Below are 18,793 nucleotides of genomic sequence, written 5' to 3' on the forward strand. Positions count from 1 at the left end.
CCCTGAGCGGCACAGTTGCAAGTCCCCCCACAGGGTAAGGCTCCGGTATTTTCGCTTGTAGCTTTTGGCCTAGCTCAATCGGAAAAATACGCTATCTTCCCCACCATGACCAGCATGCCAGACCAGACGACGCGAGGCATTATCGCTTGTGTTTGCGGTGCCATCGGCATCAGCTCCGCAGCTATCTTCATGCGTCTTGCCGACGTAACGCCAGCAGCTTCCGCTTTCTGGCGCCTGACAATGGCCGCTCCTGTGCTGATTTTCATCTATTGGTTAACCGCCCGAAAGAAAGGCAGAATATCCCTCTTGCCCTCTATGGAGGAAGGCCGCTGGATCTTGCTAGTCGGACTGCTGTTTGCGTCCGAACTCTTCACCTGGCACTGGTCGGTCGCCAAGACAACCGTGGCCAATTCAACGCTGCTCGCGAATATGGCCACCATATTCGCCGCGCTCTATAGCTTCGTGCTGTTTGGCGAACGCTTTAACGGGCGCTTCCTTGGCGGCATGGTGCTCGCTCTTGGGGGCGCGGCGCTGCTGATGGGGCGCAACGCGGAACTGAACCCAGCCTATATTCCCGGCGATATGCTCGGCCTCCTGACCGCCGTACTCTATGGCGGCTATATTGTCGGCGCGGCCCGCGCCAGACAGGTCTTGGACGCGCCGCTATTGATGGCCGGCACCGCCATGGTGTCCGGCATTCTCTTGAGCCTGCCGCTTCTTTGGGTGGACGGCCCCATCTTTCCTGTCTCAAGCGAAGGATGGGCGCCGCTGATCGGTCTTGCGCTGATCGCTCACGTCCTGGGGCAGAGCCTGATTGTCTATGGGCTGGCGCATGTGCCTGCGGCGCTGGGTGCCCTTTGTCTTTTGATCCAGCCAGTGATTTCCGCCCTGTGGGCATGGTGGCTTTTTGGCGAGGCTCTTGGGCCTATTCATATGGCAGGAGCAAGCGCGGTCCTGGTCGGCATATGGATCGCCCGGCAAAGCAAACGACAGCAAATCATGAAAGCGGCTGGTTGATTACCAGTCAGACATCATCGACGGTCCGCCCGACTTCTTGTTCGCCACAATACGCCAAAGCTTGAGGTCGCCTGTTTCCAGAAGTTTCTTGCGGCGTGTCCAGAACTCGGCTTCCCGCATCAATGTCTGGATCATCATTGTGCCGTCTTCCCGCTTCGCGAGTTTGGCAGCCACTTCGTCGGCCCCGGCCCACGCATGGTTGATCATGTCAACATATTGCATGCTGATATCTTCGGACACTCGCACTTGCAGGTGATGCTTCTTCATCAGGTCAACAAGTTCATCCGCGAGAACAGGGAAGGGGTGCCGGCGTTCGCCTACAACCCATTCCTTATATTTGTCTTTGCCCAGCACCGCGTCGGAACCGATCACATATTCCGTCATCAGGAACAGGCCGCCCGGTTTCAGCTTTTCCTCGATCTTGGCGATCATGTTGGACTTGTCTTCGATCGTGAACAGCGCTTCCTTGGAAAGAGCACGATCATATTTCCGATCAAAGCCTTCAAAATTTTCCGGCTGATACTGCTCAAGCTGGGCCTTTTTTTCCAGGCCCGCCATCTTGGAAAGCTTGCGACCTTTCTCAACCAGCATTTCCGATTCTTCGAAGCCGGTGATCCAGACACCAAAGCGGTCCACCAGAACGCGACTAGGCCCACCCAGGCCAGCGCCGATCTGCAGCATGGACATTTCAGGGCTCAGCGCCAAAAGCTTTGACAGGGAAACGATATAGTCCGGACCTCCGGGGCCGCAGAAGCCCTTGCCCCAGATATATTGCGCGATATCGACGGTTGCTGCATCCCATGGATCAAGATTTTCGGCGTTCAGATTTTTAGGCTGCTCGGGTTTGAATTCTTCGCCAAGGTCTTGCTCGGGCGCACCAACGCGCTCACTCAGACGCTTCTTGATATCGTCTGTGTCGTAACCTTCCCACCAAGCCTTAAGGCGCAGCTTCAGTGGTACCTTCGCATCAGGTTTCTTCTGTTTCGTTGCCAAATCTCACACCCAAGCACTACAAAAGGCGCGGCCAAAGCCGCATACCTTTTCCTCCCGATACCAATATGAAAACCGATCGGGAACATTTTGCAAGCCCCGATCGACAGTTTTCATGCAGATTTTTGCGCCTTTAGCCTCGAAGAACAGCGCCAACGGCCTTTTCAGCCGCCGCACAGACCTTGGAAGATATTGCCTCGATATCTTTTTCGGTGAAGGTTTCGCCCTTCGGCTCAAGCAAGACACTCACTGCGATTGACTTCTGTCCCTCGGGCACGCCTTTGCCTTCATAGACGTCAAAAATGCTGACATCCGAGATAAAGGCTTTGTCAGACCCCTGCACGGCCCGCACAAGATCAGCAACCTTGGCATCACGGTCCATCAGGAAGGCAAAGTCGCGCTCGACTGACTGCAGCTTGGAGACTTTAAGCGCCCCTTTTGCAGCGCCGGATTTCTTCGGCGCCGGAACACGGTCCAGATACACTTCAAAGCCAACAACAGGGCCGTCCACATCAAGGGCTTTCAGAACTTTCGGATGCAACTCGCCAAAGCTCGCCAGAATGTTCTTCGGGCCCAGGCGTAGCGTACCGGAACGACCAGGGTGATAATAGTCCGGCGCTTCATCAAACACCTGAAGGCCCGATGGCGCGCCTACAGCTTCGAGAGCCGCAAGTGCATCGCGCTTGGCATCGAACACATCCACAGTGCGGCTCACTGCCGACCAGTGCCGCTCGGCATTCTGACCCGCTCGCAATCCGCACGCGACCAGCAATTGGCCTTTTTCGGTATCATTCTCATATACAGGACCAACTTCAAACAGAGCGACAACGTCCGCCCCGCGGTCCCGGTTGCGCTGTGCCGCCTGCATCAGGTTTGGCAGAATGGATGGGCGCATGCAGTCAAGCTCGCTGGAAATCGGATTGTCGACCACAAGGGCCTCATCACCACCACCAAAGAGGACAGCGTGATCCCGCGTCATGAAGGACCAGGTTACTGCCTCATGCATGCCAACGCCCGCAAGCCGACGCTTGGCCGCGCGTGCGCGCTTTTGGCGTGGGCTGAGGGTTGTGCCTGCCTTATGATCCGTTGCCGGCAGCTGGACACTAGGAATATTGTCATAGCCATAGATGCGCAGCACCTCTTCAACGATATCCGGCTCGCCTTCCACATCCACGCGCCAAGAAGGCACATGGACGGTGTAAGGGTCATTGCCTTCAGCCTTGAAGCCAAGTTTTTCAAGGATCGCAACGCTTTCGCTCGCCGGCAGGTCGACACCGCCCAAGGTCAGAACGCGTTCGCTGCGGAACGGCACGGTCTTGTTCCAGACGGTATCTTCGCCTGCTTCAAAAACATGGCTGGCTTCGCCGCCACACAGATCCAGGATCATTTTGGTGGCGATTTCCATACCGTCGCGGATGAACAGTTCATCCACACCGCGTTCAAAACGGTAGCGGGCATCTGTAATCAGGCCGTGGTCACGGCCGGTGAAGGCCGTACGCTTGGGATCAAAAAGCGCGGCTTCAAGAACCACGTCGGTCGTTTCTTCAGAACACCCTGTGGACAGTCCGCCGATGATGCCGCCAAACCCTTGTGGGCCGGTGCTATCCGCGATCACCGTCTCACCGCCCTTAGCCACATATTCCTTGTCATCGAGTGCTGTGAATTTCTCACCCGCTTCGGCAAGGCGTGCCTTTAGGTCACCGTTCAGCTTGTTCGCGTCATAAACGTGAAGCGGACGCCCGAGGTCATGCGTGATGAAGTTGGTGACATCCACAAGCTTTGAGATCGGGCGAAGGCCAATCGCCTTCAGGCGATCCTGCAGCCACTGTGGGCTTGGGCCATTTTTCACACCCTTGAACCGGCGGCCAAGGAACTGGGTACAGGCGCTTTTAGCCTCTTCCGGCAGATCGATAGAGACTTTAACGTCGCTTTCGAACGTGCCTTCTATCTTTTCAACAGCCAGCGGCTTGAGCGTACCGAGCCCGGCAGCAGCAAGATCGCGGGCAATGCCATATACACCCAGGCAGTCCTGCCTGTTCGGTGTGATCTCGATATCGATCACCGGGTCGTCAAGCTGGGCATAGTCCACATAGGACGTGCCAACAGGTGCGTCTTCCGGCAGTTCGATAATGCCGTCATGGTCGTCACCCAGCTCAAGCTCGCGCGCGGAGCACATCATGCCGATGCTTTCCACGCCGCGGATCTTGGCTTTCTTGAGCGTGACATCCAGGCCCGGCACATAATCACCAGGACGCCCCAGCACCACCTTGATACCGGCGCGTGCATTTGGTGCCCCGCAAACAATCTGCATTTCTTCGGTGCCATTCGACACCTTGCAGACCTTCAGCTTGTCAGCGTCCGGGTGCTTTTCAGCCGAAAGCACCTCAGCGACCGTGAAGGAACCAAGCTTTTCAGCCGGGTTTTCAACCGTATCGACCTCAAGGCCAATGGCATTCAATTTAGCAACGATTTCATCCAGGCTCGCATCCGTGTCCAGATGGTCCTTGAGCCAGCTTAGGGAAAATTTCATCGGCTGAGCCCTCCTGCGAGCGTGGGAAGATCAAGGGCACGGAACCCATAATGACGGAGCCAACGCAGATCGGCATCGAAGAAAGCGCGCAGGTCATTCATGCCGTATTTCAGCATGGCAAGGCGGTCGATGCCGCAGCCGAAGGCAAAGCCCTGATATTCATTGGGGTCAAGGTTACAGGCTTCCAGAACCTTGGTATTCACCATGCCGGAACCCAAAATCTCAAGCCAGTCATTGCCGTCACCAATCTTCACGGTGCCGCCGTCGAAGCTGCACTGCACGTCCACTTCCATGGACGGTTCGGTGAACGGGAAATAGCTGGGGCGCAGGCGCAGGGTCACGGCGTCCACTTCAAAGAAAGCCTTCAGGAAGGCCTCGAGCGTACCCTTGAGGTGACCGAGGTGCGTATCGCGGTCGATCACCAAACCTTCCACCTGGTGGAACATGGGGGTGTGCGTGGCGTCAGAATCCGACCGGTAAGTACGTCCCGGCGCGATAATGCGGATTGGGGGCTCTTTCGACAGCATCGTGCGGATCTGCACAGGGCTTGTGTGCGTGCGCAGAACCTTGCGGTCGCCGTTCGCATCAGGCTTCAGATAGAAAGTATCATGGTCCTGACGGGCTGGGTGCTCTTCCGGGATATTCAGCGCGGTGAAGTTATGGAAGTCGGTTTCCACATCCGGACCTTCGGCAACATCAAAGCCGAGGCTTGCAAAGATTTCGGCAATCTCGTCCATCACCTGGCTGATCGGGTGCACGCTGCCACACGCATGCTCCATGACCGGCAGGGTTACGTCTACGCGCTCATCACGGAGGCGCGCGTCAAGCGCGGCTTCTTCCAAAGTATCCTTGCGGGCGGCGATCTCGTCCGCGACCTGGTTCTTGAGGCCGTTAAGCGCCGGACCCATCTCTTTGCGTTCCTCGGGGCTCATGCCGCCAAGGCCCTTCATAAGCTGGGACACGCTGCCTTTCTTGCCGAGTGTGGAGACCCGGACTTCCTCGAGCGCATTCAGGTCACTGGCCGAAGCAATCTGGGCCGCGATCTCTTCCTTGAGCGCTGAAATCTGTTCCTGCATTTTTCTTCCGCTTTTTCGAGCAATCAAATCTTTAAAACAAAGGTTTGTTTCACTTGGCCCATAATGGGGAGACAAGCAAATAAAAAGAGGACCCCGCCAACGGCCAGGCCCTCTTTAAAGTCTTGGTGTTTGCTGTCGCAAACCAGCCTTAGTTGGCGAGGGCGGCCTTAGCCTGATCCACAAGCGCTTCAAAAGCTGTTGGTTCGTGAATAGCAAGGTCGCTCAGTACTTTGCGGTCCAGCTCTACACCAGCGAGCTTCAGACCATGCATGAACTGGCCGTATGGCAGGCCGAGAGCGCGCGCACCGGCGTTGATCCGCTGGATCCAGAGAGCGCGGAAGTTACGCTTCTTGGCTTTGCGGTCGCGGTATGCGTACTGGCCGGCTTTTTCAACAGCCTGACGAGCAACTTTGATGGTATTCTTGCGACGGCCCCGGTAGCCTTTAGCTTCCTCGAGGACCTTCTTGTGACGAGCGTGCGATGTTACACCGCGCTTAACACGTGCCATGGTATATTTCTCCTAAACCTGAAGGGCCCGATACGGCTTAGCCGTAGGGCATGAACTTCTTAACGATCGTAGCGTCAGCGTCACAAAGGACAGTGGTGCCACGGAGGTTACGGATTTGCTTGTTGGTGCGCTTGATCATACCGTGCTGTTTACCAGCCTGGTTGGCACGAACTTTACCAGAAGCGGTTAAGCTGAAGCGTTTTTTAACGCTCGATTTAGTCTTCATCTTGGGCATTTTTTGTCCTTACTTAAACTAAAAGTTCCGACATAACTGAACAGCCACGGCAGCCCTTTACTGGCCGGACGGTTCGATGAAGCGCGCTGTATAACGCCGAAAGCTGCCGTTTGCAAGCAGATTCATGGCTCTGTTCAGATTCGGTATAGGGCTTGCTTGTATCTATTGAAACACCATGGGAAGATAGAATCCAATCGTGTCATCAGGAGTAACCATGAAACGACTTGTTCTCATCCTTATATCCATCTTTGGTCTGAGCCTTCAGGCGGCGGCCGCGCCTGCCTTGTGGCGCGTGGCGGATGACGACACGGAAGTCTATATTTTCGGCACGCTGCATATGCTCCAGGAAGGCACAACCTGGGCCAATGCCGGTATTACCAACGCGTTCAGCACATCCGACGCCCTTGTGGTAGAGCTTGACGACCGCGAGCTTGAGAAGGCCGGGCCACTGTTTCAGGATGCTGGCAAGTTACCGCTGGGGATGACCATGCGGCAGATTGTCGGCGACGGCATCTATAATGACGTTCGCCGACTGGCACGTCAGATGGACCTGCCGGCAGACACATTTCAGAATGTCAGGCCCTGGTATGCCGGCATGTCGCTAACCATCGTTAGCCTCACCAAAATGGGATACGACCCCGCAAGCGGCGTTGACCAGACGCTGATCAGCGAGGCTCTTCGCCTACGGAAACCGATTCTCGGCATTGAAACCGCGGCCCAACAAGCAGGTTTGTTTGCCAAACTGACGCCCGCACAGGACAAAGCTCTGCTGGTGGATGCGCTCCGGCAGTCTGTCAATGTCAAAGCCTATATGACCGAGCTTCAGAGCGCCTGGCTTGAGGGTGACGAAGCCACGCTGGATAATTTGCTGAATGGCGAACTGATGAAAAAGGAAGGCCTGGGCCAACATCTGCTTTACGGTCGCAACGAAGATTGGGCGCGCCAACTGACCGCCCTGATGAACAAACCAGGCAGATTTTTTGTCGCCGTCGGCACAGCGCATGTGGTTGGCGACAAGTCGTTGATTATGTTTCTCTCGCAGCAGCGCCAGTTTCTGGAACGGGTCCAATAAAGGGGAAAACCCTAGCTGTTGTCTTCTGACTTGAGAGCCGCGATTTCGGCCTTCAGCCGGTCGATTTCTTTCTGCTGTTCCACAAACAGACGCGCCCCAGCGTCAAAGGCCATAAAGGGTCCTGGCATCCAGGCATCTTCCTTTTCCGGGTACATGGAAAAATCATCACCGAAAAGGGGCGCAGGAAGATCGGGAAAATAAGTCGCCCTGACCTGTTCATTGCCCTCTTTGAAATGATCCAGGAATGCCGCGGCGGCGCCCCGGGAAGGCTTGATGCCCTGGCCGGCAAAATGCTTGTCCAGCATACGAACCAGTGCCATGCGATAATGCTCCGACTGCTCGCCGAATCGGTCCTGCCGTTTCTGGTTGAAGGCCGCGAGGAATCGCTGCCCCAGTCTGCCAAGCGACCGGTTTTTTGTGGCGGGCAGGGACCAGCCCTGTTCCGAAGGCAAGTCAAGAATCTCGCAAAAGTCGGTGATCAGGTCGCCGCCAACCAGCCGCTTCCGGTCAAAAAGCCGGACCCGCATGGCCTCTTTCCCAAATACATCAGCATAGAGCCGGCAGGTTCGCCAATAATCAAACGCGACAGGCAGATCACCTTTGATCGTCAGGTCGGGTTTCTTGCGGTACTGGCCAACCTTCAGCGCCGTGGAATAGAGGCTGGTAGCCGCCTGATCCTGCCGCCTGATATAGAAGACGATGCGGACCTCTTCAGCCAGAGAATGCAACAGGTCCGCCAATTGCTGCAGCTCTTCCGCCGTTTCAATGCGGCTATGGCAATGCTCGTTGGTCAGCACTATTCGCTCTGGTGCCGCGTCAGCCACCTCCGCTTTCAGGGCGGCGCTAAAATGCGCGCGAAAAGCTTCCAGCTCTTCATCTGATTTAACACGCACCTGGGCCATCAGGTTCTGGCGGCTGCTATCCGCCATCGCGTAAGCCGCCAATGCAGGCTGGTTGTCATCGCCCGGCGTGCGGGGAAACAGATACCCAAGGTCTGCGAGTCGGCGGCGGTTTGCCTGAAGGAAAGCCTGTATGCTGGTGGAGCCGGTTTTTTCGGCCCCTATGTGCAGATAACAGATTTTCACGCGCACCATGACGTCAGGCCCGCTAGCTGTTAATGCTTGCGGCAATGGACCGGGCGGCTTCAGCCGGATCGTCCGCCTGGGTGATCGGGCGCCCGATCACCAGTACATCAGCGCCTGCCGAAACCGCATCCGAAGGTGTCATCACCCGCTTCTGGTCGCCTGCCGCACTGCCAGCCGGTCGGATGCCCGGCACCACCAGTTTGAAATCCGTTGATGTTGCCGCACGCGCCAGGGCGATCTCCCGCGGGCTGCATACCATACCGTCTAGCCCGCTTTTGTGTGCGAGGGCTGCAAGACGCGCCACCTGATCAGCAACCGGGTCGTTCACCCCGATTGCCTTAAGGTCATCATCGTCCATGCTGGTCAGGATTGTCACACCGGCCACCCACGGCTTGTCATGACCATGCTTTTCTGCATCTTCAGCCGCTGTCTCAGCCGCGCGGCGCATCATCTCAGGCCCACCCTGGGTATGGATCGTCAGGATTTTGGGACCAAGGGGCGCAACGGCACGAATGGCACCGGCCACCGTGTTGGGAATGTCATGAAACTTGAGATCAAGGAAGATCGGCATGCCTGTCTCAGCCACAGCTTTGAAGCCATCAGCCCCATTGGCGCAGAAAAACTCAAGCCCTAGCTTGACGCCGCCGACTGTTCCCTGAAGCTTTCTTGCAAGCGCCACCGCAGATGCAGTCTCGGTTGTATCAAGGGCACAGAAAATGCGGTCACTTGGCTTCATGGGGCATCCTTTCTTCGGTCACCGGCAGACAGGGGATGGATGCAGGACTTACTCGTCTTTCACCCGGTTTGGCAAGGCTTCACTGTCATTCCCACCTGCGCCGATTGCCGCAGCCTTGTGTGCTTCACCGGCTTTCGCCTTGTGTGCGTCTTCCGAAAGCGCAGAAACCTGATCTTCAAGAAAAGACGCGCGGCGTTCGGCCTGCCTGCGCCTGGCAAACCCCTTAAGCCGCAGCCACCCCGTTACCCCGGCCGCGAGCATCAGGCCGATAAAGATTCCGGCAAAAACCAGCAGGAAGGCCGGAACAGGGAAATTGAATTCGAAAGGCTCGAAGCTAAGCTGCACCGGGCCCCGGTTGTTGACCGAGAAAAGAATCAGGAAAAGCGCCAGCAAAATCCAGAAAAGGCGGCGAATCAAGCTGGCGAGCGACTGTGCCATGTCAGTCTTTCATACATCTGTGGGTGTGGTTTGAGCGCCCTGATCAGGAGTTCAGGCGCTCGCGAAGGTCTTTACCGGTCTTGAAATAAGGAACCCGCTTTTCGGCAACTTCCACCTTTTCACCAGTGCGAGGATTGCGACCAACCCTGGCTGGGCGCTCCTTTACGGAAAATGCCCCGAAGCCGCGCAGTTCCACACGATCACCGCGCGAAAGGGCTGCTGTAATTTCATCGAAAATCTTGGAAACAATGCGCTCAACATCCCGATAATAGAGATGGGGGTTGGCTTCAGCTATTTTTGCAATCAACTCAGATTTGATCATCTGCGTCCTCCCCTGGGGGCCAAAATCTTGTGCACTCAAAACCCGGGTACCTAATGTGCTTTTTCCAAAAGTGCCATCTGATGACGCTGTCGTCAAGATAAGCCTTTCAATTAAAAGAGTTTTTAACAAGAAGAATCGATTCGACACATAATCAGGACACGGATTTGTCCGTTCCTGATACCTGAAACCAGACCCGGTTTCAGTAAAGGCAGCAAGCAGGCAAAAGAAAAGGCCGCCCCAAATGGAGCGGCCTTCAAATCAGGTCCCCGAAGGGAAATCCGATTACTTGTCTTCTTTGGCTTTCTCAAGCGCAGCACCAAGGATGTCACCGAGGCTGGCACCGGAGTCGGCAGAACCATACTGCTCAACAGCAGCTTTTTCTTCTGCAACTTCGAGGGCCTTGATGGACAGGTTCATCTTGCGGGAACCTTTGTCCATGCCAGTTACCATGGCATCAACCTTGTCGCCTTCAGCGAAACGCTCTGGGCGCTGGTCAGCGCGGTCACGAGCGAGGTCGGAACGACGGATAAAGGCAGTTACGCCGCTGTCGCCAACTTCAACTTCGATACCGTTGTCGTTAACGGCTTTAACAACACAGGTAACCTGCTCGCCTTTCTTCTTGGAAGAAACATTGGCAAATGGGTCACCGGACAGTTGCTTGATGCCAAGGGAGATACGCTCTTTCTTGGTGTCAACGTCCAGAACAACGGCTTTAACAGTGTCGCCTTTCTTGTAGTCCTGGATGGCTTCTTCACCGGAACGCTCCCAATCGAGGTCCGAGAGGTGAACCATGCCGTCAACGTCGCCGTCGAGGCCAATGAACAGACCGAATTCGGTGATGTTCTTAACTTCGCCTTCGATTTCAGTACCTTGTGGGTACTTGCCTTCGAACGCTTCCCATGGGTTCTCGCCACACTGCTTGAGGCCGAGGGAGATACGGCGCTTCGCAGGATCAACCTCGAGAACCATAACTTCCACTTCCTGGCTGGTGGATACGATCTTGCCAGGGTGTACGTTTTTCTTAACCCAGCTCATCTCACTAACGTGTACGAGGCCTTCAACGCCGGACTCGAGCTCAACGAAGGCACCATAGTCGGTGATGTTGGTCACTGTACCGGTGAACTTGGCACCCACTGGGTATTTGGCTTCGATGCCTTCCCATGGGTCTGCAGCCAGCTGCTTCATGCCAAGGCTGATGCGCTGAGTTTCTGGGTTGATGCGAACAACCTGTACCTTCACGGTCTCACCGATGGAGAGAACCTCAGAAGGATGATTCACACGACGCCAGCTGATGTCGGTAACGTGCAGGAGGCCGTCAATGCCGCCCAGGTCAACGAAGGCACCGTAGTCAGTGATGTTCTTAACAACACCCTCAACAGCATCACCTTCCTCAAGCTTGCCCATCAGTTCAGCGCGCTGCTCTGCACGATCCTCTTCGAGAACGGCACGGCGGGAAACAACGATGTTGCCACGACGACGGTCCATTTTCAGGATCTGGAACGGCTGCTCGATGTTCATCAGAGGCGTTACGTCACGGATCGGACGGATATCAACCTGAGAACCTGGCAGGAACGCAACAGCACCGTTGAGGTCAACGGTAAAGCCGCCCTTAACGCGGCCGAAGATAACGCCGTCAACGCGGGCATCGCCTTCAAACGCTTTTTCAAGCTCAGTCCAGGCTTCTTCACGGCGGGCTTTGTCGCGAGACAGGATCGCTTCGCCAAGAGCGTTCTCAACGCGGTCAACGTACACTTCTACAGTGTCACCAACGTTGATCTCAGCAGCTTTACCGGCCGGAGCAAATTCTTTGAGTGGAACGCGGCCCTCAGCTTTGAGCCCGATATCCACAATTGCGAAGTCGTTTTCAACGGAAACGACGGTGCCTTTTACGACGCGGCCTTCAAAGCCTTCGTCTTCAGTTGGCAGAGTTTCATTCAGAAGCGCTTCAAAATCGGAAACGCTCGGCATTTTTGCCGCTTCAGACATGTATGTCTTCCTTTCAACATATATATTTCTTTGCCTGCCGGTTGGCTCCGGCGGTCTTCTTCCGAAGGGGTATCTAAAGACAGGACCATCCCACCTTTTTCATGAACTTCGGAAGCCTCTAACACCAACAACAAAATGATCCCGCTCGGGCAAGCCCTGGGGCCTGACCATCGGGACCGCGTGGAAGCGTCTTCGGCTATTGGGGCGTCAACCTGTCTTTGACAAGATTGGCCGCCCGTAAAAACACGGCGTCTATATCCAAATTACTTGTATCAAGCAAGAGGGCATCTTCGGCGGGCTTCAAAGGGGCATCTTTTCGGCCCATATCCCGCTCGTCCCGTGCGCGAACGTCAGCGAGTATAGCATCAAAATCGGCCGCCTGGCCACGGCCTTCCATCTCAAGCCTGCGGCGCTCCGCGCGCACCTCTGCGCTCGCGGTAACAAACAGCTTCAGATCAGCGTCCGGGCACACCACGGTGCCAATGTCCCGGCCGTCCAGCACCGCCCCCTTTTTCCCGCCTGGCGGATTCGCAGCGAAATTCTTCTGAAAATCCAGAAGGTTAGCGCGAACGCGGGGCATGGCCGCAACCTTGGATGCCGCCCCACCCGTAGCTTCTGCCCGCAGCTCAGGATCATCAAAAAGACTGAGGTCAAGGTTGGCTGAAGCGTCTTCCGCGGCCGTGGTATCTGCTGGGTCAATCCCGCGTTTCAGAAGCGTCAGCCCAACCGCCCGGTAAAGCGCGCCCGTGTCCAAATAGGCAAAGCCGAACTCGGCCGCCAGCCGCCGCGCCAAAGTACCCTTTCCGGCTGCTGCCGGGCCGTCAATTGCAATAATCACTGCGAATCACCCTTCCTGCGTTCGCCGGTTTATAGGAATAATGGCCCCGTTGCGCCAGCATGAAAAAGTTTGGCACAAAGGATTCGACTCTTTTTTCGCCTGCTGATATAAGTGAACAAAACAGGAACATTTAGATGAATTTGAAAATCATTCTACTGGCGCTGGCAGGCCTTTTGACAACTGGTGCCACACAAGCATATGGAGCCGACCCGATGATCGACAGCATCACCCCCGTCCTGCCCGTGGACAGGATCGAACCTTCCATCACCTTCTTTGAAAAAATCGGTTTCAAGGTGACCACCGAAGTGCCGGAAGAAGACCACCTTGGATTTGCGATCATCTCAGACGGCAAGATTGACCTTATGTATCAGACCCGAACCAGCATTGCGGCAGATACGGACATCGAAGGCGGGTCGCCCGTTTTGCTGTTTGTTACCGTGCCGGATATCGATGCCGTCGCGAAAGCGCTGGGCGATAGCTTTGAAATTGTGATGTCGCGGCGAGAGACATTCTATGGCGCGACCGAGATCGGGTACCGGGAGCCCGGCGGCCACATTGTAACCTTCGCAGAGTTCAAGGCAGAAAACTGAAGCTAGGGTTGACATCTAATAGCGATGTGCCTCCACTTGTTGGCAAACAAGAGGGGGCACTTGTGAAAAAGCTTTTAGACAACATACACTTTTATATCTTCGGCATCTTTACCGGGATAGTGCTCTCCGGTGTCCTCTATTTATTTGGTACCAAATCAGGTTTGCTGGATTGGATTTACCAGCACGAGGCCCTAGCTGGTTCTTTGATCGCTGCTATTGCTGCCGCCTCAACAGTCTTGTATCTGCATCTGCAGATTCGTCAAAATGGACTACATGAGGAGCAACAACGACAAGGTCGGCTTGATGCAGAACGTTCTATACTTGCTCATGCGCTGGATGATCTTAGCGGATATGCCAATTTGTGCCTCGAGCAAGCCAAAGTCATGGCAAGTAACAACACCTCTAGACCCGAGCCTCCAGTTCTGCCCATGGAGTCAATACGTACCGTAAAAGCTTGCATTGAATTCGCGCCTAATCAACCGCGGTCAAGAATGATGTCTCTTTTGAATAATATCCAAGTCGGCAAGTCTCGACTTTCTGACGAAATTTCGGAATATGTTGGAAGAGAAAATCGACGCTGGCCTAGCGATTACACGCCCGATGAAAAACTAAAATATTACTTTATTTCAGCTACTACTTTTGTAGAAATTTCCCTGCAAATTCAAAGCCTTTGGGATTTCGCCAGATCCGAATCTCCTACCGACTTCACCTCCATCAGTTTCCAATTCAGAATTAGCCGAATCCTTCATCCGCAAACATCGGGTTGGTTGACATGGGGTGGTTTTGCAGAACACCTGTCGAATCATCTGGACGAAAAAGACTATCTATCTGTCTGAGTATAAGCTCATGCCCGCGCCCAGGCCGGTCATCAAGTCGATGAAGCTGGGGAAGCTGGTCTGGATGGGGGCAGCGTCATCAATGGTGATGGCGCTTTCCGCCATCTGCCCCAACACCGAGAAAGCCATGGCGATCCGGTGATCGAGATGCGTCTCGACCATGCCGCCACCCGGCACCTTGCCGCCAGCACCCTTGATCTCAAGCCCGTCTTCAAATTCTGTCACGTCCACCCCGTTGGCCTTCAGGCCAGCTGCCATCACGGCCAGTCGGTCCGATTCCTTGACCCTGAGCTCCTCAAGACCCGTAAACCGGCTCGTGCCCTCGGCCACAGCAGCGGCGCAGAACAGCACCGGGAATTCGTCAATCATGGTCGACGGGTCAACCGGCAGGTCGGTGACGCCCTTGAGGGTCGCCGACAGCACCCGCAGATCCGCCACGGGCTCACCGCCCAGCGTGCGAGCGTTTAATATTTCAATATTGCCGCCCATGGCCTTCAGCGCATCAACAATGCCGGTGCGCAAGGGGTTCATGCCCACATTCTCAATCGTCACATCAGACCCTGGAATGATCGAAGCCGCCACCAAAAGGAAAGCGGAAGACGAAATATCGCCCGGCACCTCAAGCGTGATTGGCTTCAGCTCTGGCTGGCCCTTCAGGCGCACAACCCGGAGGCCGTCCTCCTCCGTCACGCTGATATCCGCACCCATGGCGCTGAGCATGCGTTCCGTGTGATCGCGCGTTGCCACCTTCTCGCGCACAGTGGTGGTTCCTGGCGTGTTGAGCCCCGCCAGCATCACGGCAGATTTCACCTGCGCGCTGGCCATCGGCGGCGTGTAATCGATCGGCATCGGGTCGTTTGTCCCGGTGATCGTCAGCGGCAGGAACTTGTCTTCGCGGGCCGCAAACGTGGCACCAACATCCGCAAGCGGCACCATCACCCGGCCCATCGGGCGGCCGCGCAGGCTTGCGTCGCCGGTCATGGTCACCGTGATGTCATGGCTTGCGATCAACCCCATGATCAGGCGCGTTGAGGTGCCTGAATTGCCCATGTCGATAATATCGTCCGGTGTCATCAGACCGCCGACACCCACACCATGGACCCGCCATTCACCGTCGCCGAGTCGCTCAAGCTTTGCGCCCATGGCGCGCATGGCATCCGCCGTCGCCAGCACATCTTCACCTTCAAGAAGCCCCGTAATGTGGCTTTCACCCACCGCCAACGCAGACAGCATCAACGACCGGTGGGAGATCGACTTGTCGCCGGGTACCTTGACTGTCCCGGTGAGCGGTTCGTTCGGCTTGGAATTAAGACTTGGCACGGAGCATTTCCAACTATAGACAGGGTTCGAAGAGTAAAAGCTTTGACAGGCGCCACCGATCATGGCAAGGGAAGCGCCGAATTCTTGGCCGAATTGCATTCAAAACGCAAGGGCCGATAGAGAAATGCTGACGCGGCAAATGAACGCGAAGGAGAGAATCGTGGTTAAACCCGAATGGGGCACTAAGCGCACTTGCCCAAAATGTGGCACACGCTTTTACGACCTGACAAAAGACGATCCGGTGGTTTGCATCGACTGCGGCAACGAATGGACACCTGAGCCAATTCTGAAGACCAAGCAGCCGCTGCCGGTCGCCGAAGAGAAAGAAAAAGAGCCAGAAGCAAACGACGACGATGATGATCTCGACGTTGATGACGACGATCTGTCGGATGTCAGCCTCGACGACGATGATGACGATGAAGTCAGCTCCATGGTCGATACATCGCTGGCGGACGACGATTCCTAAAAACAGCCCGGCGGGAGGCCTCTTGTCTGGGGCCTCTGAAGCTGATTTCCAATGCGCTGTTTTTTTGCTTGCGCGGACCTTGGGCCAGTTCTATAGTCCGCGCCGTTCCGGGGTTCCCGGGCACCCAGACACGGGGCCGTAGCTCAGCTGGGAGAGCGCTACACTGGCAGTGTAGAGGTCGACGGTTCGATCCCGTTCGGCTCCACCAAATTTTACAAGGGCTTAGGAAGCATTTCCTAGGCCCTTTTCCTTTGTGGGACCAAAAAAGGGACCATATTGGGACCCGTCTCTAATCAAGTGATAAATCTAGCCCAACGAAAATGAGCCCTATACTCATTAGCCTTCCCTGTCTGGAACATGCTCAATAATCTTCTGTACAGGCACTTGGAAGTAGCTACATAGCTTATCAATAATGTCGGTTGAAGCGTTATAGCCTTTTTGGTTCGCCACCTTCGTCAGGGTGGTGCGATGTATCCCCGTTTCACGCGACACTTCCTCAAACGTGATCTTGCGATCCTCGTTAAAGCCCTTGTCTGCCATCAATTCCCTTAAGCGAAACCGAATCATTGCGCACCTTTGTTCATCAAATGATGTGTTTGAACATCATTTGATGTTGACAAGCATCAACACGCTTCATATTTTGATGCGTACAGACATCATTTCAAGCGTGGGAGTTCCAAAAGATGAGCCCAACATACTTAACCACAGAAGAATTGGCTAGCAGAATCAAGTATGACGTCCGCACCATTCGTGAACGCTTGAAGGACAGCGTTCTTCTTGAGGGTGTGCATTACATCAGACCATTTGGCGGCCGCAAGATTCTCTATCTCTGGGAAACAATCGAGAAAGACATGTGTGCCCAACCAAGCGTGCCCACCAACTTTTCTAGCCTGGCGGTGTAGCATGGCAACGATCGGATCACGTAGTGGTCGCCTGTATATCGATTTCAGATATCGAGGGGCCCGATACAAAGAATACACAGGCGTGCAAGATACGCCGGCCAATCGAAGAAAGGCCGAACAGCTCCTCAAACGCATGGAAGCTGAAATGACACTCGGCACCTTTAATTATCTCAACTATTTCCCAGATGGTCGCTCTGCAGCAAAATTTGCCGCTCAACAACAAAGGCAGGCTGAGAAAAGGTCAGCACCTTATGCCTTCGAAAAGTTTGCAGATATATGGTTTGCAGAAAAAGAGGTCGAGTGGCGTCAGTCATATCGGGACGTCACCCGCCTGACACTGGATCGCTACATTATCCCCTATTTCAGGGATAAAAGACTCGACGAAATCGACAAAGCCCTAATCCTGAAATTCCGGGCTTATCTTGCGGAACAGCCCGGCCACAAATCAGAGACTTTATCGGCATCGCGGGTCAATCATATTCTGATCCCTCTCAGGATGATCCTGATGGAAGCCGCTGACCGACATGATTTTAAGAATCCCTGGGTCAACATCAAGCGACTGCGGGAGACAAAGCCAAAGGTCGACCCCTTTACGCTGCAGGAAGTTCAATCGATTCTTGAAACAGTCAGAGCCGACTTCCGAACTTACTACACAGTGCGCTTTTTTACAGGTCTACGCTCTAGTGAGATCGATGGTTTGCAATGGCAGTATGTGGACTTTGATAGGAGGCAAATTCTCGTCCGGCAAGCGCTGGTACAGGGCAAGCTCGTTGATACGAAGACGGATGGATCGTCCCGTGAAGTGGACATGTGTTCACAGGTCTATGACTGCCTGCAAGCCCTATATGAGCAAACTGCCAACACTTCGGGATTCGTCTTTGCGACTCGCGAGGGAACACCACTCCACAATCGAAATGTCACACAACGTGTTTGGTATCCCCTGTTGAGACATCTCAACCTAACCTCGCGCCGCCCTTACCAAACACGCCATACCGCCGCCACACTCTGGCTTGCCGCTGGTGAGAACCCCGAATGGATTGCCCGCCAGATGGGCCACAGCAACACCAAAATGCTGTTCGAAGTCTACAGCCGCTACGTCCCCAACCTGACCCGAAAAGACGGTTCAGCTTTCGAGCGGCTATTGAAGGCTGAATTCAACCACCCACGAGCCACGACAGACAAGGAATAAGAAATGACCCGGATGAAATACGCAAAGCAAACAGCCCCCAAACTGTTGCCGGCAGACCCTTTCCATCAGAAACTTGCCATTGAACTTTCCTTCACAATCATGCGCGGTTGGGCATTGTCTGACAGCGAGCAATTCACACTGACCGGCCTCAAAGACACATATATCTTTCAGTTGTGGCAACAGCGGGTTTTCACCGAACTGAGCAAGGAGACCTATCTTCGCCTTGCCTGCGTCATCGATGTAAACCGACAGCTAAAGCTAATGGGCACGTCAGCCACTTCAGCCGTCCGGTGGCTCAAGTCGAACAATCCTGCTTTTCAGGATCAAAGCCCCCTCCATCATATGCTCGGCCATGGCCTGGAAGGCATTCAAGATGTGAGCAGGGTTCTTTGTCAGCAGGTTCACTACCCGCTCAACACCACCCACCTTCATTAACCGCCCTATCCACGACCCGCCAAAGGAGGCACCGATGACTGCTTCTCACGCTACTGCTACGCCTAAAATCGCCGGTACACAGCCCCTAAAGACAGTGACCGCAGAATATCTCACCACCTGTCACAAAGAGTTCATTGCGTGGCTCTTTGAACAAGCTGCCAAAGGCGGTTATCACATTCTGCTCGTGCTAGCAGGATTGATCTCTGAAGCCACAAACTGGTT

Annotated in this window: 22 protein-coding genes and 1 tRNA gene; 10 read left to right on the forward strand and 13 right to left on the reverse strand. The window is 54.9% G+C overall.

From position 1 onward, the window contains the following. Positions 1-114: 114 nt before the first annotated feature. Positions 115-1,017, forward strand: coding sequence for a DMT family transporter (locus KORM41_RS07755; protein WP_231727208.1), 903 nt, complete (start codon positions 115-117; stop codon positions 1,015-1,017). On the opposite strand, the gene KORM41_RS07760 is transcribed toward KORM41_RS07755, so the two are convergent. From KORM41_RS07760 to rpmI, 5 genes are all read right to left on the reverse strand, one after another. After that, on the reverse strand, positions 1,018-2,010 hold the full coding sequence (locus tag KORM41_RS07760; protein ID WP_068147078.1) for an SAM-dependent methyltransferase: 993 nt from the start codon (positions 2,008-2,010) through the stop codon (positions 1,018-1,020). Positions 2,011-2,140: 130 nt separating this feature from the next. Beyond that, positions 2,141-4,537: a phenylalanine--tRNA ligase subunit beta gene (gene pheT / locus KORM41_RS07765; RefSeq protein ID WP_068147080.1), complete on the reverse strand. Its 2,397-nt coding sequence runs from the start codon at positions 4,535-4,537 to the stop codon at positions 2,141-2,143. Beyond that, positions 4,534-5,613: a phenylalanine--tRNA ligase subunit alpha gene (gene pheS / locus KORM41_RS07770; protein ID WP_068147083.1), complete on the reverse strand. Its 1,080-nt coding sequence runs from the start codon at positions 5,611-5,613 to the stop codon at positions 4,534-4,536. Before pheS ends, pheT begins: the two co-directional genes overlap by 4 nt. 148 nt (positions 5,614-5,761) lie before the next feature. Then, the gene (gene rplT / locus KORM41_RS07775; protein ID WP_068147084.1) at positions 5,762-6,121 is read right to left on the reverse strand and encodes a 50S ribosomal protein L20; all 360 of its coding nucleotides are present in this window, start codon (positions 6,119-6,121) and stop codon (positions 5,762-5,764) included. Between the two features lie 37 nt (positions 6,122-6,158). Next, on the reverse strand, positions 6,159-6,356 hold the full coding sequence (gene rpmI / locus KORM41_RS07780) for a 50S ribosomal protein L35 (RefSeq protein ID WP_068147087.1): 198 nt from the start codon (positions 6,354-6,356) through the stop codon (positions 6,159-6,161). Positions 6,357-6,570: 214 nt separating this feature from the next. Here rpmI and KORM41_RS07785 point away from each other — a divergent pair, with 214 nt between their 5' ends. Beyond that, the gene (locus KORM41_RS07785) at positions 6,571-7,428 is read left to right on the forward strand and encodes a TraB/GumN family protein (RefSeq protein ID WP_068147090.1); all 858 of its coding nucleotides are present in this window, start codon (positions 6,571-6,573) and stop codon (positions 7,426-7,428) included. A gap of 11 nt (positions 7,429-7,439) precedes the next feature. Here the strand turns inward: KORM41_RS07785 and KORM41_RS07790 are convergent, their stop codons facing one another. The 6 genes from KORM41_RS07790 to cmk all read right to left on the reverse strand — a co-directional run bounded on the left by KORM41_RS07790 (position 7,440) and on the right by cmk (position 12,833). Beyond that, the gene (locus KORM41_RS07790) at positions 7,440-8,522 is read right to left on the reverse strand and encodes a hypothetical protein (RefSeq protein ID WP_068147094.1); all 1,083 of its coding nucleotides are present in this window, start codon (positions 8,520-8,522) and stop codon (positions 7,440-7,442) included. A gap of 13 nt (positions 8,523-8,535) precedes the next feature. Further along, the gene (gene pyrF, locus KORM41_RS07795; RefSeq protein WP_068147096.1) at positions 8,536-9,249 is read right to left on the reverse strand and encodes an orotidine-5'-phosphate decarboxylase; all 714 of its coding nucleotides are present in this window, start codon (positions 9,247-9,249) and stop codon (positions 8,536-8,538) included. 48 nt (positions 9,250-9,297) lie between these two features. Then, positions 9,298-9,687: a hypothetical protein gene (locus KORM41_RS07800; protein WP_068147099.1), complete on the reverse strand. Its 390-nt coding sequence runs from the start codon at positions 9,685-9,687 to the stop codon at positions 9,298-9,300. 43 nt (positions 9,688-9,730) lie between these two features. Beyond that, positions 9,731-10,009: an integration host factor subunit beta gene (locus tag KORM41_RS07805; RefSeq protein ID WP_068147101.1), complete on the reverse strand. Its 279-nt coding sequence runs from the start codon at positions 10,007-10,009 to the stop codon at positions 9,731-9,733. 282 nt (positions 10,010-10,291) lie between these two features. Beyond that, entirely contained in the window at positions 10,292-11,995 is a 1,704-nt protein-coding gene (gene rpsA / locus KORM41_RS07810) for a 30S ribosomal protein S1 (protein WP_068147103.1), read from the reverse strand. 196 nt (positions 11,996-12,191) lie between these two features. Beyond that, positions 12,192-12,833 carry a (d)CMP kinase gene (cmk, locus tag KORM41_RS07815; RefSeq protein WP_068147106.1) on the reverse strand — a complete coding sequence of 214 codons (642 nt, stop codon included), beginning with the start codon at positions 12,831-12,833 and terminating at the stop codon, positions 12,192-12,194. Between the two features lie 134 nt (positions 12,834-12,967). Here cmk and KORM41_RS07820 point away from each other — a divergent pair, with 134 nt between their 5' ends. After that, a complete protein-coding gene (locus KORM41_RS07820) occupies positions 12,968-13,423 on the forward strand; it encodes a VOC family protein (protein WP_068147108.1) in 456 nt (151 codons plus the stop codon). Positions 13,424-13,485: 62 nt separating this feature from the next. Further along, positions 13,486-14,259 (forward strand): hypothetical protein, encoded by a 774-nt coding sequence (locus KORM41_RS07825; RefSeq protein ID WP_068147112.1) that lies wholly within the window; start codon positions 13,486-13,488, stop codon positions 14,257-14,259. Here the strand turns inward: KORM41_RS07825 and aroA are convergent. Beyond that, entirely contained in the window at positions 14,248-15,579 is a 1,332-nt protein-coding gene (gene aroA / locus KORM41_RS07830) for a 3-phosphoshikimate 1-carboxyvinyltransferase (RefSeq protein WP_068147114.1), read from the reverse strand. The genes KORM41_RS07825 and aroA overlap by 12 nt on opposite strands. A 160-nt stretch (positions 15,580-15,739) precedes the next feature. Between aroA and KORM41_RS07835 the strand changes: the two genes are divergently transcribed. After that, positions 15,740-16,045: a TIGR02300 family protein gene (locus tag KORM41_RS07835; protein WP_068147133.1), complete on the forward strand. Its 306-nt coding sequence runs from the start codon at positions 15,740-15,742 to the stop codon at positions 16,043-16,045. Positions 16,046-16,177: 132 nt separating this feature from the next. After that, positions 16,178-16,253, forward strand: a tRNA-Ala gene (locus KORM41_RS07840). A gap of 128 nt (positions 16,254-16,381) precedes the next feature. Here KORM41_RS07840 and KORM41_RS07845 read toward each other — a convergent pair. Beyond that, positions 16,382-16,585 (reverse strand): helix-turn-helix domain-containing protein, encoded by a 204-nt coding sequence (locus tag KORM41_RS07845; RefSeq protein WP_197421030.1) that lies wholly within the window; start codon positions 16,583-16,585, stop codon positions 16,382-16,384. Between the two features lie 143 nt (positions 16,586-16,728). On the opposite strand from KORM41_RS07845, the gene KORM41_RS07850 reads away from it, so the two are divergent. The 4 genes from KORM41_RS07850 to KORM41_RS22195 form a co-directional block, all read left to right on the forward strand. Then, positions 16,729-16,947 carry a hypothetical protein gene (locus tag KORM41_RS07850; RefSeq protein WP_068147118.1) on the forward strand — a complete coding sequence of 73 codons (219 nt, stop codon included), beginning with the start codon at positions 16,729-16,731 and terminating at the stop codon, positions 16,945-16,947. 1 nt (position 16,948) lies between these two features. Next, on the forward strand, positions 16,949-18,136 hold the full coding sequence (locus tag KORM41_RS07855; protein WP_068147122.1) for a tyrosine-type recombinase/integrase: 1,188 nt from the start codon (positions 16,949-16,951) through the stop codon (positions 18,134-18,136). Positions 18,137-18,139: 3 nt separating this feature from the next. Further along, on the forward strand, positions 18,140-18,571 hold the full coding sequence (locus tag KORM41_RS07860; RefSeq protein WP_068147125.1) for an MbcA/ParS/Xre antitoxin family protein: 432 nt from the start codon (positions 18,140-18,142) through the stop codon (positions 18,569-18,571). Between the two features lie 34 nt (positions 18,572-18,605). After that, a partial coding sequence (locus KORM41_RS22195; protein ID WP_231727212.1) for a hypothetical protein occupies positions 18,606-18,793 on the forward strand: 188 nt, incomplete at its 3' end.

Source organism: Kordiimonas lipolytica (genome assembly GCF_001550065.1).